Genomic DNA, 25,210 nt, shown 5'->3' on the forward strand with positions numbered 1-25,210 from the left:
AGATTGGATCCTTTCGTGTGATTAGCTACCAATAGTCTTAATTTTTAATTATGTCAAAATTTATAAGTAGTTTGCAATAGCCAAAACCCAAGTTTGTTAAGTAATTTATCGTATTCTCAGACTACTTTTTAGATGCGACGAAGTTGCAAACTTCGCCGGGCAGGGGTTTATTGGAGAGTGCAGAAGGATATTTAAAGTAAGCAGAAAGTTTTAAAAAACTAATCTGGCCATCCAAAACTGGAGCATACGGAATATCAGTTATTGGTCAAGGGGCTAAAAACGAAACAATAAATATAACCGTTAATAATTAAAAAGTATGGGAATAGAAGAAGATGTCCTAAAGTGGAAAGGGATTGTTATATATATCATTGGTATTGGTGCAATTTTAGCTTTTATCTATGGGATGATAGAAGGATATTATTTTAGAAGGAGTATTGCTGAAAATCCACGATACACCATTGGAGTAACGACTCGTTTCATTTGGTTAAAAAGTGGAAGAAAAATTGAATATAGTTATAACGTCAAAGAGCAAGAGTATAAATGGCTAGGTATTTATAAGGAAGATATAATTTATCCAAACGGTAGGTACATAGTAAAATTTTCATCAGAATCACCTGAAAATAGTAAGATACTATTTAATTATACCGTTCCTGATACCATAATAGAAGCTCCTTCATTCGGTTGGGAAGAATGGCCGCTAGATAAACATGTTAAACCATAATTTCATACTAGTTTCCAAACGGCTCGGCGTAGATTGTATCTACGTCGAACTTAAAAGGTAGTTTTTAACTACCAATGCTCAAATTTATAAAGTTAGCTATTGTAGGCACACGCTAGTGTGCGATTGTATCGCGTTCCAACTAAGCACTAATTGCAGCTATAGGGAAGTCTAAGACTTTGCTTAGCATGTGCAGCAATAATAAAGGATCCGATCTGAATTTCAATAAATGTTATTCAGATCGGATCCTTTTATTTAATTAACCTTGGCTATTTAATTTTCTTCTTCTGCCTTACTGGCTTTGCGTTTGGTAATGCGAGTACGGGCCTGTGTTTCCATATCGCTTACGCTTTCCATTATGGCATTTAGCAACTCGCCATAGGTCGTTTTATTTCCAAATTCGCTTTGATAGGCCCAACCCGGCAGCACTTTTTCAAGTAGATCAACTCCCTGCTTACCCAGTGCTGTGGCCGCCGTAATATCTTCCTGAGCTGATTCAACCTCGGCTTTTTCTACATATAAACCATCCATAACCCCGCTAAGCATAGTATGCACCAAACGGCTCGGCCTAGATTGTATCTACGTCGAACTTAAAAGGTAGTTTGCAACTACCAATGCTCAAGTATATAAAGTTTGCTTTTGTAGTACACAAGCTAGTGTGCGATTGTATCGCGTTCCAACTAAGCACTAATTGCATATAAGTTAGTAATGCGAATCAACAGTTGAACCCACTTTGGGTTCCTTTATAATACGTTCATATTCCACGTGTTCCACCAGTAGCTATTCATATTAAATACTTTCAGGATTTGAAAATGTCCGAAGGACATTAACAATAATAGCCTCGTGCGGAGCGCGAGGTGACTATTTGACTAATGATACAACCCCGAAAGTGGGTTGAACTTTCCTATAAAACAATTTGAACTATTGATTCGCATATATACTGAAGGTTGTAGATTTACCATTATTGTTAATAAATGATTAAGGATTATAATCATTTAAATGAAAGAAGATATGTTTAAAATACATGTATCTTTGCAGCCTTAAAATTTTAGAGCTCACATGTTTCAACATCAAGGAAAAGCACGAAGTAATCGTCATAATGTGCACATTGCCATTTTTTTGTCTTTTATAGCTGGAATGGTTAATATGTGTGGAATATTTGAACTTCGAACTTTAATTACAAATGTTACAGGACATTTTGCCTGGTTAACGAATGGTGCGTTAAATATGGATTATTCAATTGTAATAACCTTATTGGCCTACCTCCTGGCTTTCTTGTTGGGATCATTCACCTCAGGTGTGTTAATTGAGTGGATGATCTCGAAGAAAAAAATGAATATATATGTATTGCCTACATTGCTCGAAGCAGCAGTTTTGATGCTTGTACCCATATTAAGTGTTACTTCTGATAGTGTTCCCAATGAATTGTTAGCTTCTTTATTGTTAATGGCTATGGGGGTTCAGAATGCATTTGTTACTAAAATATCAAATGCTGTTGTACGTACCACTCACCTCACTGGATTATTTACCGATTTAGGAATTGAGCTTTCACAATTATGTTTTAAGCAGAATATTGACACGCAAAGTAAAAATATATCGACCATTAAACTGCGTCTTAATATTATTACCTTTTTCTTTTTGGGAGGAATAGCGGGTGGATTTGTTTATTATTCGATTCAAATTTACACACTTATAATGGCAGCTATCATTCTATTAAGCGGATTGATATTTGATGCTTTGCATTTTAGGTATGTCAAACGATTACTAAGAATTGGATAGTATTATTATCGCCTAAAAAATTTGATGAAATAGAGAGTAGGTTTTCTGATTTTCAAAACAAAGAATGAGGTGTGAATAATTATCTATATCCCTGAAAGAATATAGTTGGCTAGTCAAGCCAAAGAAAAAGTATTAGACAAAAGGTGAATCAGTAAAATAAGAAAATAAAACCCATAACCACGTTTATTCAACCTGATTACGGGTCATCCCGATTCAATACTAATTACTATTTAAATACACTTTTTCTAAACCAACTTTCGTTAAAGGTTAATCCTAATTTCACCGAGTGAAAATTCTCTTTTATTAAGCCATTTTTTAAGCTTCCTCCCATTTTATATTCGTAACCAAGGTTTAATAACGAACGATTTTTTAAGGGAATAGTCAAACCAGCTGTAACTCCTTTTTCGTTTAGTTCAACGTCTTTAATTGTAAGGTATCTGTCGGCGTAAAATGCACCCAATCGATATTGCATTCGGTTAAATATTGATTGGTACATGTTTTTTTGCGGACTGTATTGAATACCCACATTAAATTGTTGAGTGTCGCGTGTTTTGTGGGTTGTATTAGCCAGATTAATATTTGACCAGTTGCCAGCATGGTAATCAAATGCCAGAAGCCAGGTTTTTTCTTTTTGCAATGCCACACCACCGCCGTAGCTGGTAGGTAAAAATAAATTATCAGCATTCATCCTTTCGGAATAGTATTCGACATCACCTGCTGTATAAACCCTTTGTTTAAACCAGGTGTTTAAACTCGTTTCAGACGAGTAAATACCTCCGAAGCTTAGTTTATATCTGTTTAAAGGAAGGGTATATTGGAAGCTATATTCCAGGTTGAAATTATTGATATGGTAGGAGTGAGAGTTGTAAATAGTTTGTCCTAAAATATTAGGATACTCCGATGTTTCAATAACATCAACGGTACCCCATAGCAAGGAAGTTTTTAGCCCAACGGAAAAATTGCGGAATACTTCAATACCGTTAGACCAACCTAATTCAATAACACCACCTTCCCCTTCGTAAGTAACCGGATATGTTCCGGTAGTTCCTATCAAATATTTTTCAGACTTAATTTTATATCCAACATTTGAATAAGGCGATAGTGAAAAGCCCATACCCCAGCGTGGGTTCACTTTAAAAGCCATTGAAAAGCCATTTATATTGGAATTAAAATTAGTTTGTTGCTCGCTGGAAGTTTCAAAGGTGCTTAAAGTTCCTCTTACCTGCAGGTTAAACAGCATGGTTAGACTATCCATAGAGCTAAGCGATGCCGGATTAATAGTATTTATATAGTTGGTTGCTGAAAGAGCCAACCCTGTATGCCCCATTCCCATGTTAATAGCATCTCCTTTGTTTTCAATGTTTCCAATACCATACATTGAGTATGGCGAAGCTGTGTTATTTTGGCTGTAGGCTGATATGGTGATAAGACTATGGCAAATAATAAAAAATAGTCTATTATTGAATATCATAGTAGTAGTAATAAATTTTTAATTCCGATTTGTAGTTTTGGTTATAATAACCCCCCATAACCATATAATCTAGCTGGGTGCCTGCGTTCGAATCAGTAAATGAAATAGCAAGCCCTTGGTTTGTATCAACAATGGCTTCTTGTATTCGGGTGTTGATGTAGTTAGTAATATCAAATGAATAATAAGTATTCTTGTTATTTATAACGTCTTTATAAAGCGTTGGAGTTAATGTTTCTCCACTCGTATTGTATAAGAAATCACCAAGACTGTTAATTTTATCAATCTCATTTATATAAATGGTTGAAGGCAGATCAGCATACTTAATATAGTCCATAACAGGTCTAAGAACCAGTTCCGCCTTTACAATCCTTCCTTGTTCTTTAATTTCTAAAAGGTTGTTCAGGTGTGGAAAGTCAATGCGTATGCGGTAGCCATTACCGTTCTGGATCAAACATTCACTATCAGTTTGGTTTTCGTTCAACCTGTCCTTCTCAGATGTTAACTGATCCCATGGACTTAGTAAATTACTTTCTTCAATTTCAGTAAAGTGACTAGTTGTCAGCAAGAGGTCAAAATCAGTGGTAATTTCTTGCTCTTCAAGTGTAGCTTTATGTGAGTATAGTCTTAAAAAACATTCTTCCGAATCTATATCAATTCCAATTATTGCATTTGTTTGTAATGTGTCTGTTTGAATGGCAAAACCCTTAAAGTTTTCTCTAAAAAGTGTGGTATAGGTTGATAAACCTTTGTTTTCATCAATAAAATCAATGATGTCTATTGCCAGCTGTTTATTTAATGTCAGAACAATGGATTTTTGTTCTCCGGGCCAGATAAGTAAACTTTTTGTGCCTAATGGTTCTTCTTCAAAGTCAATGTGATTGATGTTGTTTAGATAGCCTGAATTGTTTCTGACAATCTGTTCTTTTAACTGATGCACTTGAAATGAAATCACCGACGATGTGTCACCAATGCTATAACCATTAGGTTTAATTATTAACGCAATGGAGTCAATTACCTGTTTTTCTTTGTCCCAGCTAAAGCCCTCTGGTGTGGTGATGCCAAAATAACTGGTTGCTTTTTGGCTCCCTATTAATGGGTTGTTGTAATATCCCACTAATCCGGATTCTCTTCCTGATGTTTGCACCGAATCAGCTTTAATACTTGATAAGTTAATTGATACAGTATCAATTAAAGCTGTATATGTATCGGAACGCACAAAACCTTTAGCAACGTCTAAATCACCTTCGTCGCATGAAGTCATACAACAGGCAAATAAGGCAATGGATACAAGTAGCAATAGTTTAGATTGTATTGATATTATTGACATAAAATGTGAATCTGTATAAATGATGATGCAAATAAAACACCTTGGCGCATTGGCCTTAAATCTATTCAACCAAAAGTTGGAGTGTATATACCTAATGGTTGAAACATTCAATGAACGGTAGTAAAATCTCTTTGAATGCTAAAAATGACTTTCGTTGAAAAATACGGGTATAATATGGGGGTAGTTGAACTCTTTGTTGATAAGTTTTTAAGAAGGTGTGTCAAGCATATAGATTTGAAGCAAATTCAAAACTATAACAATGCGAAAAAATTTCTTTTATACATGGTTGATTGTCATTATGGCACTTTTAGTTGTATCATGTAGCGATGATGAAGATGAAGATTTATGGGGTAACTGGATTAAACTAGGATCTTTTGAAGGTATTCCGCGTACTGGAGCGGTTGCTTTTACAGTTGGTGACTATGCTTATGTTGGAACCGGATATAATGGTGATGAAGATTTAAGATTAAAAGACTTTTGGAAATACGATCCTGTAAATGATTACTGGACACAAATAGAAGACTTACCTGGAGTAGCCCGGAATTATGCGGTAGCATTTAATGCCGATGGGAAAGGATATGTAACAACTGGTTTTGATGGAAAAAATAAGCTGGATGATTTGTGGGCATATGATCCATCAACCAATACCTGGGAGCAAAAAGCTGATTTTATTGGTTCAGGAAGATACGATGCCATTGCGTTTAGTATTTCTGATAAAGGTTATGTAGGTACCGGTTATGATAATAATTTGTTGAAAGATATGTATCAATATAATCCGTCTTCAGATACATGGACTAAAAAAGTAAGTGTTGGAGGTAGTAAAAGACGTAATGCTGTAGCTTTTGTAATTAAAGATAAGGCATATGTATGTACTGGTATGGATAATGGAGAGTATTTGGGCGATTTGTGGGAGTACGATCCGGATGCAGACTCATGGACCGAAAAACGAAAAATAGAAAATGATGCCAATGAGGATGAAGGCTACGATGATGATTATGAAATTGTGGGAATCAGATCTGTTGCTTTTGTAAAATCCGACTTAGGATATATAACTACCGGAGGTCCTGGATATCCTGGTGTTCGAACCTGGGAGTATGATCCAATTGAAGATTTATGGACTGAAAGAAGCGAGTTTGAAGGTTCAGCAAGATATTCAGCTGTTGCATTTACGCTTAACAATATACCATATGTAGGAACAGGTAATAGCTCAAGTGTATATTTCGATGATTTGTATAAATTCGATCCAAATGCAGAGCAAGACGATGATGATTAATGGGGTGCGAAAATATAAGTACTATCATTTTTTGGCAATTGCTTTAGTGATATTTCTGATTCCTGTCATCATGTACGGTTTAAATACGGATGGGACCGTTAAGAGTAAAATTATATCTCTGGATGAAGGTTATGGTTATGAAATAGTGGTGAATGATAAGGTATTTATTCATCAGGAATATATGCCGGGAGTTAAAGGATATAAACTTTTTGAATCAAAAGAAGATGCTCAGAAAGTGGCAGATATCGTAATAAAGAAATTAAACAATAACGAATCGCCAAAAGTATGTACTGAAGAATTAATAAAAGCAGGGCTTATTCAGCGGTAACGGTAAACTGAAATACCCTGTTTGGGTTTAGATTAAAAAGGTGTATTTTGTGGGGAATAAGTAAAATTATTCCCCATTTTTGTTATTATTTCAGAGTAGAATGCGATTTCCTAATAAAATTTCAAGTATAAGCATCCATCTGGTAGTCTGGATTGGATATAGTTTTCTAATGTTTTATGGCCCTTCCGTGATGATGGATCATAAAACTGCTTTTTTGTTTTCCGGAAGAACTATCTTTATTCATATTCTGCTTTTTTATTTAAACTCATATGTGTTTTTGCCCAGGTTGTTGGGTAAAAGTAGATACCTGACATATGTACTTTCTGTTGGGTTGATGATGATTTTATCATCTTTATTTTATTATTCAACAGATGATTTGATGGGATTTAATCCTGATCACCGGGAACGATTCGAGGAAAGATTAACAGAAGAAGGAGGTAAAGATTTTTTATCATTAGATGATAGTTTAGCCTGGGAACAAGGTTATGAAAAATGGCACATTCGACCACATGAGCAAATAACAGAAGGAGACGATCATACTCAAAATGATGGTTTCAGACCACGCTTTAAAGATAAGTTGGGATTTGCTATACCACCCGGTATACGCATGGGGGCACTATCTTCAGTTGGAATATTGTTTATTAGCATACTATTTTGGGTAATCGGGCAATCAAGAGCGCAGCGTGAAAATGAAATGACATTGATGAATCAGAATTTGAAAAATGAGATGAAATTTCTCAAATCTCAGATTAATCCTCACTTTTTATTTAATGCACTAAATAATATCTATTCATTATCTGTTCTTAATTCGGTGAAAACACCTGATATGATTCTTAAGTTATCTGAAATGTTACGATATGTATTGTACGACTCGGAGGATAGGAAAGTATCATTAGCAAAGGAGCTAACTTATATCCGTAATTTTATCGAATTTCAACGTGTTAAAATTGAAGGAATTCCACAATTGCATGTAGATATCGATAGGGCTGATACGCAATTGCAGATTGAACCAATGTTATTAATTCCGTTTATTGAAAACGCATTTAAATATAGTAAGTTAGAAGATACCCAAAAGGGATGGGTGAAGATGATATTAACCACTGATAAAGGCATTCTTCGTTTTGAGTTGTGTAACAGTTTACTGGGAAAGAACGTAAATGGAGAGCCTGGTGGGATTGGGATAGAGAATACCAGACAACGGTTGAAGATGCTTTATCCCGATAAACATGAGTTATATGTTGGGCAAACCGAAGATGAATTTAAGGTGTTATTAAAGATTGATTTAAATGAAGCTTAACTGTATAGTTATAGATGATGAGTTTCCGGCAAGAGAGTTGTTAACTGACTTTATTAAGAAAGTTCCTAATCTTGAATTACTGGGGCGATTCGATTCTCCGTTAAAGGCTCTTGATGAGTTGCAATCAAATACAGTTGATTTAATGTTTATCGATATTCAAATGCCAGAGATATCTGGTATTGATTTTATAAAAACATTACGTCACAAGCCTATGGTTGTAATCACCTCAGCTTATCAGGAATATGCTCTGGAAGGATACAGTTTAGATGTGATGGATTATCTTTTAAAGCCTTTCTCATTCGATCGTTTTATGCAAAGTGTAAACAAAGCATTCGACAGAATGGCAGATCATACTCCATCTGTATTACCGGATTCCTTACCGACAGAACCAATTGAGCCTGCTAAGGATTATTTGTTGGTTAAAGCCGATTATAAAATTCACCGAATTAAGTTTAAATCTATTGTGTGCATTGAAGGCATGCGTGAATATGTTACCTATTTTTGCGATACCGATAAAGTTGTTGCGTTAGAATCTTTACGTAGTCTCGAATCTTTATTGCCAGAAAAGGACTTTCTCAGAGTTCATAAATCATACATTATCAATATTGATAAAATAACTACTTTCTATGGCAATCAAATAAAGCTTGAAGGATTATCGAAGTATATACCTATTGGTAAGTCGTATAAAGATATCGTTCAGAAGCGTTTGATGGATCAATAATATCTTCAATAAATTAATGGAAGTATTCAGTACTTTTATAAATGTCTTCCATTTGTTTTTAATCCCTTCCAACTTCCAGTAAGTTAACATTTATTCAAATAACTGTGCTTTATTGTTATTCTGCTCGATTAGAAATGAAAAAGCAAGATTGCTGTCGTGTAAGTGTCACATATATAGAGTGTAGTGTCTGGGTTTATTCTTGTCATTATTTCTTATCCATAAGTAATTATCCGTATTTCCTTTTTCTGTTTTAATTAGAATTAATAAAAATAGTAAAAAAGTGTTCTTAGAATTATAATAGTACAAAATACTATTATACATTTGTTGCGATGATGATTATGGGTGAAAAATATAACAAGTTTTCCAAATACTTTGTCGCTATCGACTGTGTAATTTTTGGTTACGAAGATGGCGATTTAAGATTGTTGCTTTATCATCGTGGGTTTGAACCGGCAAAAGGGCAATGGTCGTTATTAGGAGGATTTGTTGGAGATGAAGAGTCTTCTGATGATGCAGCGCATCGGATTTTGAAGGCTATTACGGGCTTAGAAGATATTTATCTTGAACAGGTGCAGGTATATACCAATCCAAAACGTGATCCGGAGGGTAGGGTAATGAGTATTGGTTATTATGCACTTATTCGTGTTGACAAACATAACTCAGATAAGGTACGCGAGAACGGAGCGCACTGGTGGTCTGTGAAAGGATTGCCAAATCTTGTTTTTGACCATCAGGAGATGGTGGATAATGCGCTGCATAAGTTGCAACAAAAAGCAGGTTTGGAATTAGTTGGAAGTGAATTGCTACCCGATAAGTTTACACTGTTGCAGTTACGACGTTTATATGAAGCCATTTTTCAAAGAGAACTGGATACCGGTAATTTTAGAAAAAAGGTGTTGTCATTAAATGTGTTGGAACGATTAGAAGAGAAAAATACCACTGAATCAAGAAGAGGAGCGTATTATTTCCAATTCAAGAAAGGGGTGACAGATAAATCTTTTGATCGTTTAGGTAAGTTTTGAATAGATAATAGTATAAAGTACTATAACTAATTTTGTATATTTAAAAGTTTTAGAAACTAATGATCAGACTTTCAGTCGATTTTGAAATTGAAAAAGCGACTATAATCTGATTTATAAAATCGAGTAAAAATGGAAAAATTAACTCAATCAGAAGTTTGGTTTGTAACAGGTAGCCAGCATTTATATGGCCCTAAAACCTTAGAGCAAGTTGCAGAACACTCAAAAGAAATTGCTGCAGCATTCGATGCGTCTTCAGAGATTCCTGTGAAAGTAGTAGTTAAACCTACAGGTACAGGATCAAAAGAAATACATAAAATTTGTAAAGAAGCCAATAGTTCAGATAATTGTATTGGTATCATTACATGGATGCACACTTTCTCTCCTGCAAAGATGTGGATTCATGGTTTGCAAGAATTAAGAAAGCCTATTCTTCACTTGCACACACAATACAATAAAGAGATTCCATGGAACGATATCGACATGGATTTCATGAACCTGAACCAAAGTGCACACGGTGACAGAGAATTCGGTCACATCATGGCTCGTATGCGTATGAACCGTAAGGTGGTTGTAGGTCACTGGCAAGATCCTAAAACAGTTGCTAAAATTGGTACCTGGACTCGTGTAGCTGCTGCATATGCTGATTCTCGTGATATGTTGATTATCCGTTTCGGTGATCAAATGAACAACGTTGCCGTAACAGATGGTGACAAAGTGGAAGCAGAAAGAGTATTTGGTTACCATGTTGATTATAGCCCAATTGCTGACTTAGTAGCTGTTCAGGATGAGGTTACTGACGCTGAGGTTGCAGAATTGGTTAAAGTATATGAGCAAGATTACGATTTAGCTGACAACTGTAAAGAAGGTGGTGAATTCCGCGATCAGGTTGTAAAAGCTGCTCGTATCGAAATTGCATTACGTCGTTTCTTAGATGCTAAAGGAGCTAAAGCCTTTACTTCTAACTTTGATGATTTATCAGGTGTTGACCAATTACCAGGTTTAGCTTCTCAGCGTTTGATGGCTGATGGTTATGGATTTGGTGCTGAAGGAGACTGGAAAACAGCTGCTTTATGTCGTAATATGTGGTTCATGAGTCAAGGTCTTCCTGATTATAAAGGATGTTCTTTCTTAGAAGACTATACATTAAACTTCGATGGCGAAAACAGTTCTATTCTTCAGGCTCATATGTTAGAGGTTTCACCTTTAATTGCTGATCACAAGCCAAAATTAGAAGTTCACCCATTAGGAATTGGTGGTAAAAATGATCCTGCTCGTTTAGTATTTACAAGTAAAACAGGTCCTGGTGTAGCAGCTACTGTTATCGATATGGGCGATCGTTTCCGTATGATTGTAAATACCGTTGATTGTATTGAGTCAAAAGAGCTTCCAAAGCTTCCTGTAGCTAGTGCTCTTTGGATTCCACAACCAAACTTTGAAGTTGGTGCGGCAGCATGGATTTTAGCAGGTGGAACACATCATACAAGCTTCTCTTATGATCTAACTGTAGAATACATGGAAGATTTTGCTGAAATGGCTGGTATTGAAATGGTATTAATTGATGAAAATACTACTATTCCTGCATTCAAAAACGAGCTTCGCTGGAACGACTTGTATTATCATTTAGCTAAAGGATTATAAACTCTTAAAACCCGAGGCGGAAGAACTCTGCAGTTCTCTTCCGCCTTTAACAACTAAATACAAACTATTATGATGGCAACTTTAGACTGGGTTGTGATTGGATTGTTTTTTCTTCTACTCATCGGAATCATCGTATGGGTAGTAAGTCAAAAATCAAACAACTCAGAAGATTACTTTTTAGGAGGACGTGATGCAACTTGGGTAGCAATCGGAGCCTCTATCTTTGCGTCCAATATTGGATCAGAACACTTAATTGGTTTGGCTGGTGCCGGTGCCTCATCGGGTATGGCAATGGCCCATTGGGAGATTCAAGGCTGGATGATACTTATATTAGGTTGGGTATTTGTTCCATTCTATTCGCGTAGTATGGTTTTAACTATGCCTGAATTCCTTGAAAAACGATTTAATCCGGAATCAAGAACCATTCTATCTGTTATTTCATTGGTAAGTTATGTACTTACAAAAGTGGCTGTAACAGTATATGCCGGTGGTTTGGTATTCCAGCAAGTATTTGGCATTGAGGAAATGTGGGGGATTGACTTCTTCTGGATATCAGCAATCGGACTGGTACTTTTAACTGCTTTATATACCATTTTTGGTGGTATGAAATCGGTGCTCTATACATCGGTACTGCAAACACCTATTCTTTTATTAGGATCTTTAATCATCCTGGTTTTAGGTTTGAAAGAAGTTGGTGGATGGCAAAATGTATTGGAAATTGCCGGAGCTACTGCTACCAACGAATATGGTGACTCTATGGTAAACCTGATACGCGATAACCGCGATGCTGACTTCCCATGGTTGGGTGCTTTAATCGGATCTGCTGTTATTGGTTTCTGGTATTGGTGTACCGACCAGTTTATTGTACAACGTGTATTGTCAGGTAAAGATGAGAAACAATCAAGAAGAGGTACTATTTTTGGTGCTTACCTTAAATTAACTCCTGTTTTCTTATTCCTTATTCCAGGTATGATTGCTTTTGCAATTCATCAACGTACAGGTGCCTTCTTACCATTGTTAGATAACGGTAATCCAAATGCGGATGCTGCTTTCCCAACATTGGTAGCTAAGTTATTACCTGCTGGTGTAAAAGGTTTGGTGGTATCTGGTATTTTAGCTGCATTAATGAGTTCTTTAGCTTCGTTATTTAACTCATCAGCTATGTTATTTACGATCGATTTCTATAAGCGCTTTAAGCCAGAGACTCCTGAGAAGAAATTAGTGAAAATTGGTCAGATTGCAACCGTAGTTATCGTATTGTTGGGTATTCTTTGGATTCCAATTATGCGTAGTGTTGGTGATGTGTTATACGAATATTTACAAGATGTTCAGTCAGTATTAGCACCGGGTATTGCTGCTGCCTTCCTTATGGGTATTCTTTGGAAGCGTGCTTCTGCTAAAGGAGGTATGTGGGGATTATTATCCGGTTTTATCATCGGTATTACCCGATTAGGAGCTAAAGTATACTATTCTACTGTTGAAGGTGCTGCTGATACATTATTCAAATCTGTATTTTTCGATACCAACTGGTTATTCTTCTGTGGATGGATGCTTGTTGTATGTTTGATCGTTGTAATTGTGGTAAGTTTATTTACTGAAGCTCCAAGCGAAGAAAAAATTCAAGGATTGGTATTCGGTACATCAACACCTGAACAAGTTGCTGCAACACGTGCTAGCTGGGGAATGTGGGATGTTATTCATTCAGTAATTATCCTAGGTTTAACAGCTGCGTTCTATATTTATTTCTGGTAATATTTAACAACTTAAGTGATGTTAGAACAATTAAAAGAAGAAGTATTTAAAGCCAATCTGGAATTGGTGAAACATAACCTTGTGATTTTTACCTGGGGAAACGTTAGTGCTATCGATCGCGAATCAGGATTGGTGGTGATTAAGCCTAGCGGTGTGGAGTATGATGTAATGAAAGCCTCTGATATGGTGGTGGTTGATTTGGATGGTAATGTGGTTGACGGCAACCTAAAACCATCATCTGACACACCTACTCATATTGAGCTTTATAAAGCATTTCCTGAAATTGGTGGAGTGGTTCATACTCACTCTACATATGCTACTGCATGGGCTCATGCAGGTTGCGATATTCCAATTTTGGGTACCACACAAGCTGATTATTTTTACGGCGACATTCCATGTACCCGTGATATGACAGCTGAGGAAATTGCTGGTGCATACGAAAAAGAAACCGGAACGGTGATTGTGGATTCTTTCAAAGACAAAAATCCAATGCATGTTCCTGGTGTAATCGTTAAAAACCATGCTCCTTTCTCATGGGGTAAAGATGCACATGATGCTGTTCATAACAGTGTAGTGATTGAGCAAGTGGCCAAAATGAATTTTGTGGCCCTTCAGGTTAATCCCGAAGCTACTATGAATAAGCATTTGACAGAAAAACACTTCAACCGTAAGCATGGCGCTAATGCCTATTATGGTCAAGGATAGATGATGAAATTAGTATCAAGACATAAGTATCAAGACAATTAGTCTTGGATCTTAGTCTTGATACTTATTACTCTGTACTTGATACTGAGAAAATATGAAAGCAGTTAAAATTTCCGGAATTCGCAAAATTGGTGTTTACGATGTAGCCGAAAGCAACATTGTAAAAGATGATGAAGTGAAGGTTGCTATACAATCAGTGGGAGTTTGTGGTTCTGATATTCATTATTACAATGAAGGAAACATAGGCTCGCAGGTAGTGGAATATCCATGGGGCGTCGGTCACGAAGCCGCAGGAAGGGTTTTAGCTGTTGGATCAGAAGTAAAAGATGTAAAGCCGGGTGATAAAGTGGCTATTGAACCCACTGTTTATTGTGGTGAGTGTTCAGAATGCTTAAACGACAGACGTCATACCTGCTTAAATCAAAAATTTTTAGGTTGTCCGGGGCAAATGGAAGGTTGTATGAGTGAAACCTTCGTAATTCCACAAATTTGTTGTGTAAAAGTGCCCGATCATTTATCTCCGCAATTGGCAGCATTTGCAGAACCCCTATCCATAGGATTATATGCATACAAGCTATCAGCAATGCATCAAAAAGATTTTAAAGTTGCCATATTAGGAGCGGGACCCATCGGTTTAACTGTGTTAGCCTCTTGTCTGCATGGAGAGCAAAAGCACATAACCGTTATTGAGCCGCTGGACTATCGAAAAAACTTTGCTAAAGAATGTGGAGCTGCAGCTTCTTTCACTCCTGATGAGGAGGAAGAAATTAAGCAACAAGCATCTTTAGGCTACGATGTAGTATACGAATGTTGTGGAAAACAGGAAGCTCTTGATCAGGCTTTGCGTATTTTAAAGCCGGGGGGTAAATTAATGTTTGTAGGAATTCCTGAAACCCAATCGTTGAGTTACAACATGGATTTGATGCGACGAAAAGAAATCTGTGTACAGAATGTTCGTCGTCAGAACAACAGCTTTGAGGAAGCAATTGATATGATCGCTCAGAATCCGGATTATTATCAAAAGATGATTACCCACAATTACACCGTGGATGAATCCGGACAGGCTTTCGAAAATGTAGCTGGCTATAGAGATAATGTAATTAAAGCAATGGTTAATTTCTAGTTAACTAATCAAATAAGATAAAATGAAAAAGCAATATGTAATCGGGTTAGATTATGGTTCTGACTCAGCAAGAGCGTTAATAGTTGACGCGAATACTGGTGAAGAAATGGCTTCATCGGTTAAGTATTATCCTCGTTGGATGGAAGGTAAATATTGTGTGCCTGCACAAAACCAATACCGTCAACATCCTAAAGATTATTTAGAGGTAATGGAAGGTACCATTACTGAAGCATTAAGCAAATGCGACGCTTCAGTAGCTGAAAACGTAGTGGGTATTTCATTCGATACAACCGGTAGTACTCCAGCTTTAACAGATGGAAACGGTACTCCGTTAGCAATGCTGCCTGAGTTTGAAGAGAACCCGAATGCAATGTTTATTTTGTGGAAGGACCACATGGCTGTTAAAGAAGCTGATGAAATTAATGAGTTGGCTCGCAAATGGGATGTAGACTTTACTAAATACGAAGGTGGAATTTACTCTTCGGAGTGGGTATGGGCTAAAGCATTGCATGTTTTACGTAAAGATGATGCCGTAAAAGCTGCTACTAAATCATGGATTGAGTATTGCGACTGGTTGCCAGCTGTATTAACAGGTAAAACGGCTATTAATGAAGTAAAACGTAGCCGTTGTGCTGCGGGTCATAAAGCATTGTGGCATCCAGACTGGAAAGGCCTTCCACCAGAAGAATTTTTGGTTGAATTAGGTCCTGAATTAAAAGGATTACGCGAGAATTTATTTGAAGAAACATATACAAGTGACGAAGCATTCGGTAACCTTACTGCTGAGTGGGCTGAAAAATTAGGTCTTTCAACCGACGTAGTAGTGGGTGTAAGTGCTTTTGATGCTCATATGGGTGCTGTAGGTGCCGAAATTGAAGCAAACACTTTCGTACGTATCATGGGTACATCAACTTGTGATATCATGGTATCTCCTGAAACTGAATTAGGCGATAAATTAATCCCGGGTATCTGTGGTCAGGTTGACGGTTCTGTAATCCCTGGAATGGTAGGATTAGAGGCTGGTCAGTCGGCTTTTGGTGATGTTTACGCATGGTTCAAACGTGTATTGGAATGGCCACTTCAATTCGTGTCAAGTGAAGAGGAGAAAAAAGCTATCATGGATAAAATTATCCCTGCTTTGGCTGATGAGGCTGCTCAAATTCCAATGGAAGAGTCAACTATTTTGGCAACCGACTGGTTCAACGGTCGTCGTACACCAGATGCTGACCAAAATGTAAAAGGTACTATCACTGGTTTGAATTTAGGTTCAACAGCTCCACGCATCTTTCGTGCTCTAGTTGAAGCTACAGCTTACGGATCTAAAGCTATTGTAGACCGTTTCCTTGATAACGGTGTGAAAGTAGACCAGGTGGTTGCTATTGGTGGTGTAGCTAAAAAATCAGACTTTGTAATGCAAACATTGGCTGATGTATTAGGAATGCCAATTAAAGTAGCTCGCTCAGAGCAGAGTGTTGCTTTAGGTGCTGCTATGTTTGCTGCAGTTGCTTCTGGTGCGCATGCTACAATTGCTGATGCTCAAAAAGCAATGGGACAAGGATTCGAGAAAGAATACAACCCAATTGCTGCAAATGTAGAAGCTTACAAAGCACTTTACGAAAAGTATATCAAATTAGGAAAACTTACTGAAGCAGGTATTTAATCCTGCACTCGCTTGATTCATAATACCGGGAGCCGTTAACTTCTCCCGGTTTTTCAAAATTAGATATACAAGATGGTGTTAGGATTAGCCTCTGATCACGCCGGATATGAGATGAAGGAATTCATCAAACAATATCTTTTGGGGAAAGGGTATTCGGTGAACGATTATGGAACAAACAGCGGAGATAGTTGCGATTATGCCGACTATGCTCATCCCTTGGCGGAAGCTGTAGAAAAAGGCGAAAATCAATTTGGTTTAGCTTTTTGCGGAAGTGGTAACGGTATTAATATAAGCTTGAATCGCCATAAAGGTATTCGATCAGCTTATTGTTGGAAAACAGAAATAGCAGAATTAGCCCGCCTTCATAACGACGCTAATATTTGCACTGTTCCGGCCCGTTTTATCGAAAAAGATCTTTGCATTGAAATTATTGAAAAGTTTTTGGCCACAGCTTTTGAAGGTGGAAGACATCAATGCAGAATTGAAAAAATTGAAATAGAATAGCATATTTTAATTGTACTGATTGGCCTCAAGAGGGATGATGATTTTTGGAAGATAAACATTAGTAAGACCGGGAAGCTGATCCGGCAACTGCCGGAGTAGATCACCCGGCCGCACTTAGGTTTATCAAATAAAAAGAAATCATCACTATTGCAGCCTTGATTTTCTTTGTTTCGTTTCTTTTATCAAGAAAAGAAATGGATAAAAAATAGAAGTCAAAGTGTTGAGTGGCTTAATGAAGTGTACAATTAGAGTTATGAGTAAGAGATACAATAAATATAACTATAACTAAGAATCAAATTATGGCAAGTGCTGCACAAAAAGGTGCTGATAACATTCGTATTTTATCAGCGGCAATGGTTGAAAAAGCCAAATCAGGTCACCCAGGCGGAGCAATGGGTGGAGCTGACTTTGTAAACATTTTATACTCTGAATTCTTAAACTACGATCCAGCGAACATGACTAATCCGTTCCGCGATCGTTTCTTCCTGGATCCTGGTCACATGTCACCAATGTTGTATAGCGTTTTGGCGTTGTCAGGATTTTACTCAACTGACGATTTAGCACAATTCCGTCAGTGGGATAGCGTAACACCGGGTCACCCTGAGGTGGACGTGTTACGTGGTGTTGAAAATACATCTGGTCCTCTTGGACAAGGTCATACAATGGCAGTTGGTGCTGCTATCACTGAGCGTTTCTTAGCGGCTCGTTTCGGTGAGTGGACTGCTCATAAAACTTATGCATTCATTTCTGACGGTGGTGTTCAGGAAGAGATCAGCCAGGGTGCTGGTCGTATTGCAGGTTTCTTAGGTTTGAGTAACCTGATTATGTATTACGATTCAAACGACATCCAGTTGTCAACTACAACTGCTGAAGTGACTGCTGAAGATGTTGCTAAAAAATATGAAGCATGGGGATGGAGTGTTGTGACTATCGATGGTCATGACGAAGCTCAAATCCGCAAAGCTATTGTTGATGCTCAGGCTGAAACAGAAAAACCAACTCTTATCATTGGTAAAACAATTATGGGTAAAGGTGCTGTTACTGCTGCTGGCGAAAGCTTCGAGCGTAAAACATCAACTCACGGACAGCCTCTTTCTGCTGCTGGTGCCGATTTCAAAGCTACTATTAATAACTTAGGTGGCGACGGTGAGAATCCTTTCGTTATCTTCCCTGAAGTTGCTGACACATACGCAAAACGTAAAGAAGAGTTGAAAGCATGGGCTACTGAGCAAGCGGCTACTCAAAAAGAATGGGCTGCTGCTAATCCTGAATTAGCTGCTAAATTAGACCAATTCTTCTCAGGTAAATTACCTGAAATTGATTGGGCTGGTATTGAGCAAAAAGCTAACTCAGCTACTCGTGGTGCTTCTGCAACTGTATTATCTGTATTGGCTGATAAAGTAGAAAACATGATTGTTGCTTCTGCTGACTTGGCTAACTCTGATAAAACAGACGGTTTCTTAAAGAAAACAACTGCTTTCACTAAAGGTGATTTCTCAGGAGCATTCTTCCAGGCTGGTGTTTGTGAGTTAACAATGGCTGTTATCATGAATGGTATGGCATTGCACGGTGGTGTGATTCCTGCTTGTGGTACTTTCTTTGTATTCTCTGACTACATGAAACCAGCGGTTCGTTTGGCTGCTTTAATGCAATTACCAGTTAAATATATCTGGACACATGATGCTTTCCGCGTAGGAGAAGATGGTCCTACTCACCAGCCGGTTGAGCAAGAAGCTCAAATCCGTTTGATGGAGAAATTGAAAAACCATCACGGCGAGAACTCTACATTGGTTCTTCGTCCTGCTGATGCTGTCGAGGCTACTGTTGCCTGGAAAATGGCGTTGGAAAACACAAAAACTCCAACTGCAATGATTTTCTCTCGTCAGAATATCACTGATCTTCCAGCTGCATCGGGTAATCGTTACGAAGAAGCATTACAAGCTGCAAAAGGAGCTTACATTGTTGACGATTGCGAAGGTACTCCTGATGTAATCTTGTTGGCTAGTGGTTCTGAGGTAGCTACTTTGGTTGAAGGTTCGGTTAAATTAAAAGCCGACGGTGTAAAAGTACGTATTGTATCTGTTCCTTCTGAAGGATTATTTACATCTCAACCAAAAGAGTACCGTCAATCAGTATTGCCTGCTGGTGTTGCTAAATTTGGTTTAACTGCCGGTTTACCTGTAACCTTAGAAGGTTTAGTAGGTGCCGACGGTATTGTAGCTGGTTTAGATCATTTTGGTTATTCAGCACCTTACACTGTGTTGGATGAAAAATTTGGTTTTACAGCTGATGCTGTATACAAAAACGTAAAGACGTTATTGGGTTAATTTAGATAAACATGTTTAGGAAAGGTCGATAGGTTTCTATCGGCCTTTTTTTGTGCCAAAATGCCAAGGCATTTGTAAGGAAGTACAGCTAAGCGAAGTGTTTGATGTATTTAGTAGTCTGTGACGACTATAGACTACTTATAAGGTTCGGCGTTATTACAATTTACGCTGATTGAGGTTTTGTTAATTTAATGTTTTATTAGTTTTAAGGCAGATGACAACAGTTTATTTAAATATAAAAATATCGAACATTGATAATAAAACGCCAAACCATGATCGGAGAATATCGAACTGTCATGTCAAGATTACAAACCACGACCTTTTGCTATATAAATGCTATCTCTGGATAGCAAACTGCCTTCTTAGCGTATCAAACCGAGTACTTAAAGTATCGAACTGTCATCTCGAGATTACAAACCGTGAACTGTTTTCATATAAATGCTATCTCGAGATTGCAAACCGCCTTCTTACACAATCGAGCCGGGTATTTCAATTGAAGAACCAACTATTTAGCTTCTAAACCTCCCCAATGCGAAACGAAATCTTTGACTCCGCTTAATTTATAAATTAGTCTGTGAATACAGCTACTTAGATTGTACTTGTTCATTATTAGTTACCAACTGCTTATTTAAGCGAAGAAGTTGCAAACTTGGGCGGGGTAAGAGTATCCCAATTATTCTACAGGTAACCCTACTGCTACCTCGCGAATCTTTCGCGAGGTTACGCTAATAATAAAAAGCCATTCCAAAGGTACGTGACTTAATTATTTATTATCAGTATTGCTGGTTAACTGCCTGCTGCAGTTAGTAAACTGCGTTTTACTTGCAATATAAATACAATTAGTGCTTAGTTGGAACGCGATGCAATCGCGCACTAGCGGGGTGAATACAGCTACTTAGATTGTACTTGTTTATTATTAGTTACCAACTGCTTATTTAAGAGACGAAGTTGCTAACTTGGGCGGTGTAAGAGTATGTTACAATCTACTTAGTAGGGAGTACAATAAAATCTTCAAATAATAAATTCGTCATTATTAATATATCATCTTTCTCCAATTGTACATATCCCGTAATTAAATTATAACCAACTTCATAGTTGTCAATAGGTAATTCGACTTCCAAACTGTTTTTTTCAAAAGTATATTCATTATAACCGGCCTCAAGACTTAAGTCATTTTTTAACTCTCCAACTTTCAACTTCATAATACACTCATTTATATTTGGAATTGGTATTTTAATTTTGGCAATCAAAGTGTCTCCAAAATAAATTGTGTCAGGCATGTCAACATAGTGATATGCATTATGGATGCTAGTAGTATCTATTGTATTATCTATAATATCTAAATTGCCAACAGGAACTTTTTTAGTAATATGCCCACTATCGTTAATTTCTAGCAAGTTGTAAAACTCCATTGTTTTGTTTTGGTCGATCACAATTTCAATTTGTTGCATTGCTTTTCTATTCTCAAAAGCAGTACAATACAACTTGTCACCTCTTGATAGATAAGTAATTTCCTTTTCAAGAATTGGTTTACCCATTATCCAAAAAATTTCTGAGTCTATATTGCCTGAGGAATTGTAAAAATATTCAACACCATGTACTTCTCCATGATTAAAAGGCTGAACAATACGACTTCCATCATCAAACATAACATGAACGTTTCCATGTTTTTGGCCGTGTATATAATTCGTTTCCTTATAATAACCTTCACCTAGATTCTTTTTATAACAGATGCCATGCTTTTCATTTTTTTTATCTAAATGAATAACTTCTATAATAGTGTCATTTTGGAATTTAATAATTTTTGAAGGGAGTGAATCTGTAAAGTAAGTACTCTTAATTAAAACTCCATTACTATCATATTCATGCAGAGGCTTTCCTTTTTCTGTGCAGGAAAAGAAAATAATACCTATTAATACGACGCAAAAAAGGGCTAGCTTCATGGTTATTATCTTTGAATTTTTATTGAGTATGGTCTTATAGCAAAACCAAGTTATTGACTTCGTTTGATTTATAAAGTAGTAAGTGACTACAATAACTTACGAAGTTGCAGACTTAACCGATCTAAGATAATATTGTTTATCGTATTTTGATTGAATTCAAATAGAGTTTTAGATTTTTAATTTAACCAAATTAATGTATTTTCAACTTACATTAATAGTAAGGTACAATAGCAATCAGATCAAATTTCTGTTGAGGGGAAGTAGCTTTATATATGTTTAAGTGTTGTGGAAGGTGTTTGATGTAAATTGTTATCCATTACGAATGATTTACTTATATATGAAACAAATACCTGTTATCCTAAGAGTCTCAACTGTTCTTCTTTTTTCTTTCATTTCATCTGTACTTTTTGCTCAGCAGATTCCGTCTCAACAAATAATTGAAGAAGCAATGGAATCGTACGACGAAGGAAAGTATGATTTAGCTATCGAGCAGTATAGAACCATCCACGAAAACGATTCAAATTACCAATGGATGTTAGCCGAATTAGCCATGGCTTATATGGCAAAAGGAGAAAATGATAGTGCCATTATGGTTGCTGATAATGGGCTGAAGTTAAAAGGTAGTAATACCATGCATTTATTGCGAACAAAAGGTAGCGCCTATGATAATAAAGGTGAATCGGACAAAGCTATTGCTATATATAAAGAGGCTATTGAAAAATTTCCATACGTGCCCTTGCTATATTTTAACTTAGGTATAACCTATTATAAGCTCGAAAAATATGAACAGGCCTTACAATGTTTTCAGCAGTCGGCAACAGGTAATCCTTTTCATGCATCAAGTCATAGGATGTTGGCTTTTTTAGCTGCCCGTCAGAAAATGTATACGCGAGCCTTACTTTCTTTGGAAACCTATTTGGCTTTGGAGCCCAACAGCAACAGAAGTAATGCCATGTTGGTGTATCTCGAGAATTTTTCAGGAAACTATCTCGATACAGCAAAAGGTCAGTTTATAGAACCTTTTATCGATAACTCTTTATTCGAAGAAGTAGATCATTACCTGAAAGCAAAAATTGTTTTAACCGACAGATATAATTCACCCATTGATTTTAATGCTAATCTGGTGAAACAAACTCAAATGGTATTTGATGTTTTGCCTTTGGATCAAATGAAAGATGATTTTTGGGTGAAGATGTACTATCCATTTTTTAGAGCTATAAAGCAAGAGGGGCATATCGTTCCTTTCCTTTATACGTTGCTGTTATCAACCGATGCAGAGCCGGTTCAAAAATATTTCTCAAAAAATGAGAAAGACTTAAAGGCATTTTATTCAACCGGATCGAATCTTTCATATGTTAAGCAAGAGCGCCCGGCTAATTTAGATGGTGAAGAGAAGCTATATACCTTTGATTATTTCGATAGCGGAAATTTATATTCCATTGGAAATTCAAATGAGAACGACGAAGAAACAGGGCCGTGGGAATATTACTTTTCTAACGGACAGTTGCAGGCAAGAGGAAGCTTTGAAAAGGGTGAGAAGGTAGGCGATTGGGAGTATTACCTGGATAACGGATTGCTAAAATCAACGGAAAGTTATAATGCAGGTGAGCTTATTGGCGATTATATCGGATATTACGATAATGGTAAGAAAAGCATACAAATACCATATGATCATGGAGAGATTAAAGGTATGGTAACCTGGTATAATTATTTTGGTGATGTTAGTAATGAAGTGGAATTTGTTGACTCCAAGCGAAATGGAAAAGGGGTTTCGTATCATTTAAATGGTAAAGTAAAAGAGCTATATAATAATAAAGATAGCGAATTAACAGGTGTATCATATGATTTCTTTAGTACGGGCGATACTTCGTTGGTTGAAAGTTATATAGGTGGTAAGCTGGATGGCGTATCGCGAGAATATTTTATGAACGGACAGCTTTATGCCATTGGTAATTATAAAGAAGGAAATAAGGTTGGAGAGTGGCTTGTTTATTACAGCAATGGGAACCTACATTCAAAAGCAAATTATTCCGATGAAGGAAAACTTATTGGGGAATATCTCTCCTATTATCATAATGGCCTGTTAGAATCAAAGCGAACCTATACCAGCGAAGGAAAGTTAGATGGTAAGTTGGTTTATTACAATAGGTATGGTCAGCCTTATCTCGAAGAGACTTATTCGAATGATTTGCTGATTGAGGTAGCTTCTATAAATCGCAATGGACAGCGCTATGCTGTTACCGGAAGTGAAGATGGAACATTTAGTTTTGTGAGCTACGATATTAATGGACGTAAAATTAACGAAGGTTCGTTTATAAAAGGTCAGTCAGCAGGCAAATGGAAGAGTTATTATAAACTGGGACAACTGCAACGCGAATATGAATATGTGGATGGTAAAGTTAACGGACAGATGATTTACTATCATCCAAACGGGCAGAAAAGTGCTGAGTACTCATATGAAAATGGCGTTTTAAAAGGTAAATACGCAGCCTATGAGAAAAACGGAAAAATAAAAGTTGAGGGGTATTATAAAAATGATCAAGCTGATGATAATTGGAAATATTACAACTCGGCCGGCGAATTAGAAAGCATGATTTACTACCTGAATGGTTCTCCTTATGGTTTCGATTATACTTTTGATGTGGACGGTAACTTGTATGAAAAAAGAAAGGTTCGCGAAGGGATGGTTTTAGGCTATACCGAGTTTGACGATAAAGGAGAGCTTTTGTATCATGCAGATCTTACTAAACAATCTACCTATTATCTGAAGGGAAGAGGGGAGCTGAAAAATTGTGAGATCAATACCTTATCAGGAATGTATCATGGCGATTTAACTTGGTATTACCCAAATGGTAAGGTTTTATCGGTTAAAAAAATGGAGATTGGCAGAGCGCATGGCAAATACAAATATTTCCATGAGAATGGAAAACTTCGCATACAAGGAAATTATTTTAATGGCGATCATGATGGTATGTGGGAGTATTTCTATGAAGATGGGAGTAAGAAAAATATGTATTCGTATTATGCCGATGAAAAAGATTCCATCTGCCTTACCTGGCACAAAAACGGTCAGCTCAAAGAGAGGGAAAGTTACTTTATAGGAGAACTTCAGGGTGATGCCTATCAATATGACGAGTATGGTGAGCTGATGATTAAATTAATTTATGATGAGAATGAATTAGTAGCTTATCAGTATAATAAAGGTGGCGACTTATGTGATACCATATTTGTTAAAGGGCCTGATTATAAAATAGAGGCTTATTTTAATAATGGACAGAAAAGTTATGAGGTAGACTACAAAGACTTTGTGCGCAACGGTACACTTTTAAAATATGATAGTAAAGGACAATTGAAGGTAAAAAGGGAATTAAAAGATGGTTTGTATAATGGGCTTTGCGAAAATTATTATGCAAATGGTCAGTTGCAATCGGAGTATAAATACAAAGATAATTTGCAGGAAGGTGAAGAGAGAATTTATTACGAAACGGGCAAGTTAAAAAAGATTATTAATTGGAAAGGTGATAAGCAACATGGGCTTACCCAATATTATAATGAAGCTGGCAAACTAACCCAAGAGGTAATGTATGACAATGGCTGCTTTGTAGATGTGAAAAATAAGTGA

General features: G+C 36.9%; 19 protein-coding genes. 15 read left to right on the top strand and 4 right to left on the bottom strand.

Annotation, left to right across the window (positions count from 1 at the left end; genetic code table 11):
• Positions 1-316: 316 nt before the first annotated feature.
• A complete protein-coding gene (locus KEM10_RS16055; RefSeq protein ID WP_212217047.1) occupies positions 317-721 on the top strand; it encodes a hypothetical protein in 405 nt (134 codons plus the stop codon).
• Between the two features lie 270 nt (positions 722-991).
• On the opposite strand, the gene KEM10_RS16060 is transcribed toward KEM10_RS16055, so the two are convergent.
• The gene (locus tag KEM10_RS16060) at positions 992-1,264 is read right to left on the bottom strand and encodes a hypothetical protein (protein ID WP_212217048.1); all 273 of its coding nucleotides are present in this window, start codon (positions 1,262-1,264) and stop codon (positions 992-994) included.
• 513 nt (positions 1,265-1,777) lie between these two features.
• Here KEM10_RS16060 and KEM10_RS16065 point away from each other — a divergent pair.
• A complete protein-coding gene (locus tag KEM10_RS16065) occupies positions 1,778-2,497 on the top strand; it encodes a YoaK family protein (protein ID WP_212217049.1) in 720 nt (239 codons plus the stop codon).
• A gap of 226 nt (positions 2,498-2,723) precedes the next feature.
• On the opposite strand, the gene KEM10_RS16070 is transcribed toward KEM10_RS16065, so the two are convergent.
• Positions 2,724-3,968 carry a hypothetical protein gene (locus KEM10_RS16070; protein ID WP_212217050.1) on the bottom strand — a complete coding sequence of 415 codons (1,245 nt, stop codon included), beginning with the start codon at positions 3,966-3,968 and terminating at the stop codon, positions 2,724-2,726.
• The gene (locus KEM10_RS16075) at positions 3,955-5,295 is read right to left on the bottom strand and encodes a DUF4270 family protein (protein ID WP_212217051.1); all 1,341 of its coding nucleotides are present in this window, start codon (positions 5,293-5,295) and stop codon (positions 3,955-3,957) included. Before KEM10_RS16075 ends, KEM10_RS16070 begins: the two co-directional genes overlap by 14 nt.
• A 259-nt stretch (positions 5,296-5,554) precedes the next feature.
• Between KEM10_RS16075 and KEM10_RS16080 the strand changes: the two genes are divergently transcribed.
• From KEM10_RS16080 to KEM10_RS16135, 12 genes are all read left to right on the top strand, one after another.
• Positions 5,555-6,568 carry a Kelch repeat-containing protein gene (locus KEM10_RS16080; RefSeq protein ID WP_212217052.1) on the top strand — a complete coding sequence of 338 codons (1,014 nt, stop codon included), beginning with the start codon at positions 5,555-5,557 and terminating at the stop codon, positions 6,566-6,568.
• Positions 6,543-6,896 (top strand): DUF4907 domain-containing protein, encoded by a 354-nt coding sequence (locus KEM10_RS16085; RefSeq protein WP_212217053.1) that lies wholly within the window; start codon positions 6,543-6,545, stop codon positions 6,894-6,896. Before KEM10_RS16080 ends, KEM10_RS16085 begins: the two co-directional genes overlap by 26 nt.
• A 100-nt stretch (positions 6,897-6,996) precedes the next feature.
• Positions 6,997-8,193: a sensor histidine kinase gene (locus KEM10_RS16090; protein WP_212217054.1), complete on the top strand. Its 1,197-nt coding sequence runs from the start codon at positions 6,997-6,999 to the stop codon at positions 8,191-8,193.
• Positions 8,183-8,914, top strand: coding sequence for a LytR/AlgR family response regulator transcription factor (locus tag KEM10_RS16095; RefSeq protein ID WP_212217055.1), 732 nt, complete (start codon positions 8,183-8,185; stop codon positions 8,912-8,914). The genes KEM10_RS16090 and KEM10_RS16095 overlap by 11 nt, the downstream gene beginning before the upstream one ends.
• 338 nt (positions 8,915-9,252) lie before the next feature.
• A complete protein-coding gene (locus KEM10_RS16100) occupies positions 9,253-9,936 on the top strand; it encodes an NUDIX hydrolase (RefSeq protein WP_244825939.1) in 684 nt (227 codons plus the stop codon).
• Positions 9,937-10,065: 129 nt separating this feature from the next.
• Positions 10,066-11,574, top strand: a complete 1,509-nt coding sequence (araA, locus tag KEM10_RS16105; RefSeq protein WP_212217056.1) for an L-arabinose isomerase — start codon at positions 10,066-10,068, stop codon at positions 11,572-11,574.
• Between the two features lie 69 nt (positions 11,575-11,643).
• Positions 11,644-13,326: a sodium:solute symporter gene (locus tag KEM10_RS16110; RefSeq protein WP_212217057.1), complete on the top strand. Its 1,683-nt coding sequence runs from the start codon at positions 11,644-11,646 to the stop codon at positions 13,324-13,326.
• A gap of 18 nt (positions 13,327-13,344) precedes the next feature.
• Entirely contained in the window at positions 13,345-14,031 is a 687-nt protein-coding gene (araD, locus tag KEM10_RS16115; RefSeq protein ID WP_212217058.1) for an L-ribulose-5-phosphate 4-epimerase, read from the top strand.
• Positions 14,032-14,125: 94 nt separating this feature from the next.
• On the top strand, positions 14,126-15,154 hold the full coding sequence (locus tag KEM10_RS16120; RefSeq protein ID WP_212217059.1) for a zinc-dependent alcohol dehydrogenase: 1,029 nt from the start codon (positions 14,126-14,128) through the stop codon (positions 15,152-15,154).
• A 22-nt stretch (positions 15,155-15,176) separates the two neighbouring features.
• Positions 15,177-16,814, top strand: coding sequence for a ribulokinase (locus KEM10_RS16125; protein ID WP_212217060.1), 1,638 nt, complete (start codon positions 15,177-15,179; stop codon positions 16,812-16,814).
• A gap of 72 nt (positions 16,815-16,886) precedes the next feature.
• A complete protein-coding gene (locus KEM10_RS16130) occupies positions 16,887-17,318 on the top strand; it encodes an RpiB/LacA/LacB family sugar-phosphate isomerase (RefSeq protein ID WP_212217061.1) in 432 nt (143 codons plus the stop codon).
• 299 nt (positions 17,319-17,617) lie between these two features.
• Positions 17,618-19,645, top strand: a complete 2,028-nt coding sequence (locus KEM10_RS16135) for a transketolase family protein (RefSeq protein ID WP_212217062.1) — start codon at positions 17,618-17,620, stop codon at positions 19,643-19,645.
• A gap of 983 nt (positions 19,646-20,628) precedes the next feature.
• On the opposite strand, the gene KEM10_RS16140 is transcribed toward KEM10_RS16135, so the two are convergent.
• Positions 20,629-21,588: a toxin-antitoxin system YwqK family antitoxin gene (locus tag KEM10_RS16140; RefSeq protein ID WP_212217063.1), complete on the bottom strand. Its 960-nt coding sequence runs from the start codon at positions 21,586-21,588 to the stop codon at positions 20,629-20,631.
• A gap of 322 nt (positions 21,589-21,910) precedes the next feature.
• Here KEM10_RS16140 and KEM10_RS16145 point away from each other — a divergent pair, with 322 nt between their 5' ends.
• Positions 21,911-25,210, top strand: a complete 3,300-nt coding sequence (locus tag KEM10_RS16145) for a toxin-antitoxin system YwqK family antitoxin (RefSeq protein ID WP_212217064.1) — start codon at positions 21,911-21,913, stop codon at positions 25,208-25,210.

Origin of the sequence: Carboxylicivirga linearis (genome assembly GCF_018271995.1) — a bacterium.
Taxonomy (GTDB): domain Bacteria; phylum Bacteroidota; class Bacteroidia; order Bacteroidales; family Marinilabiliaceae; genus Carboxylicivirga; species Carboxylicivirga linearis.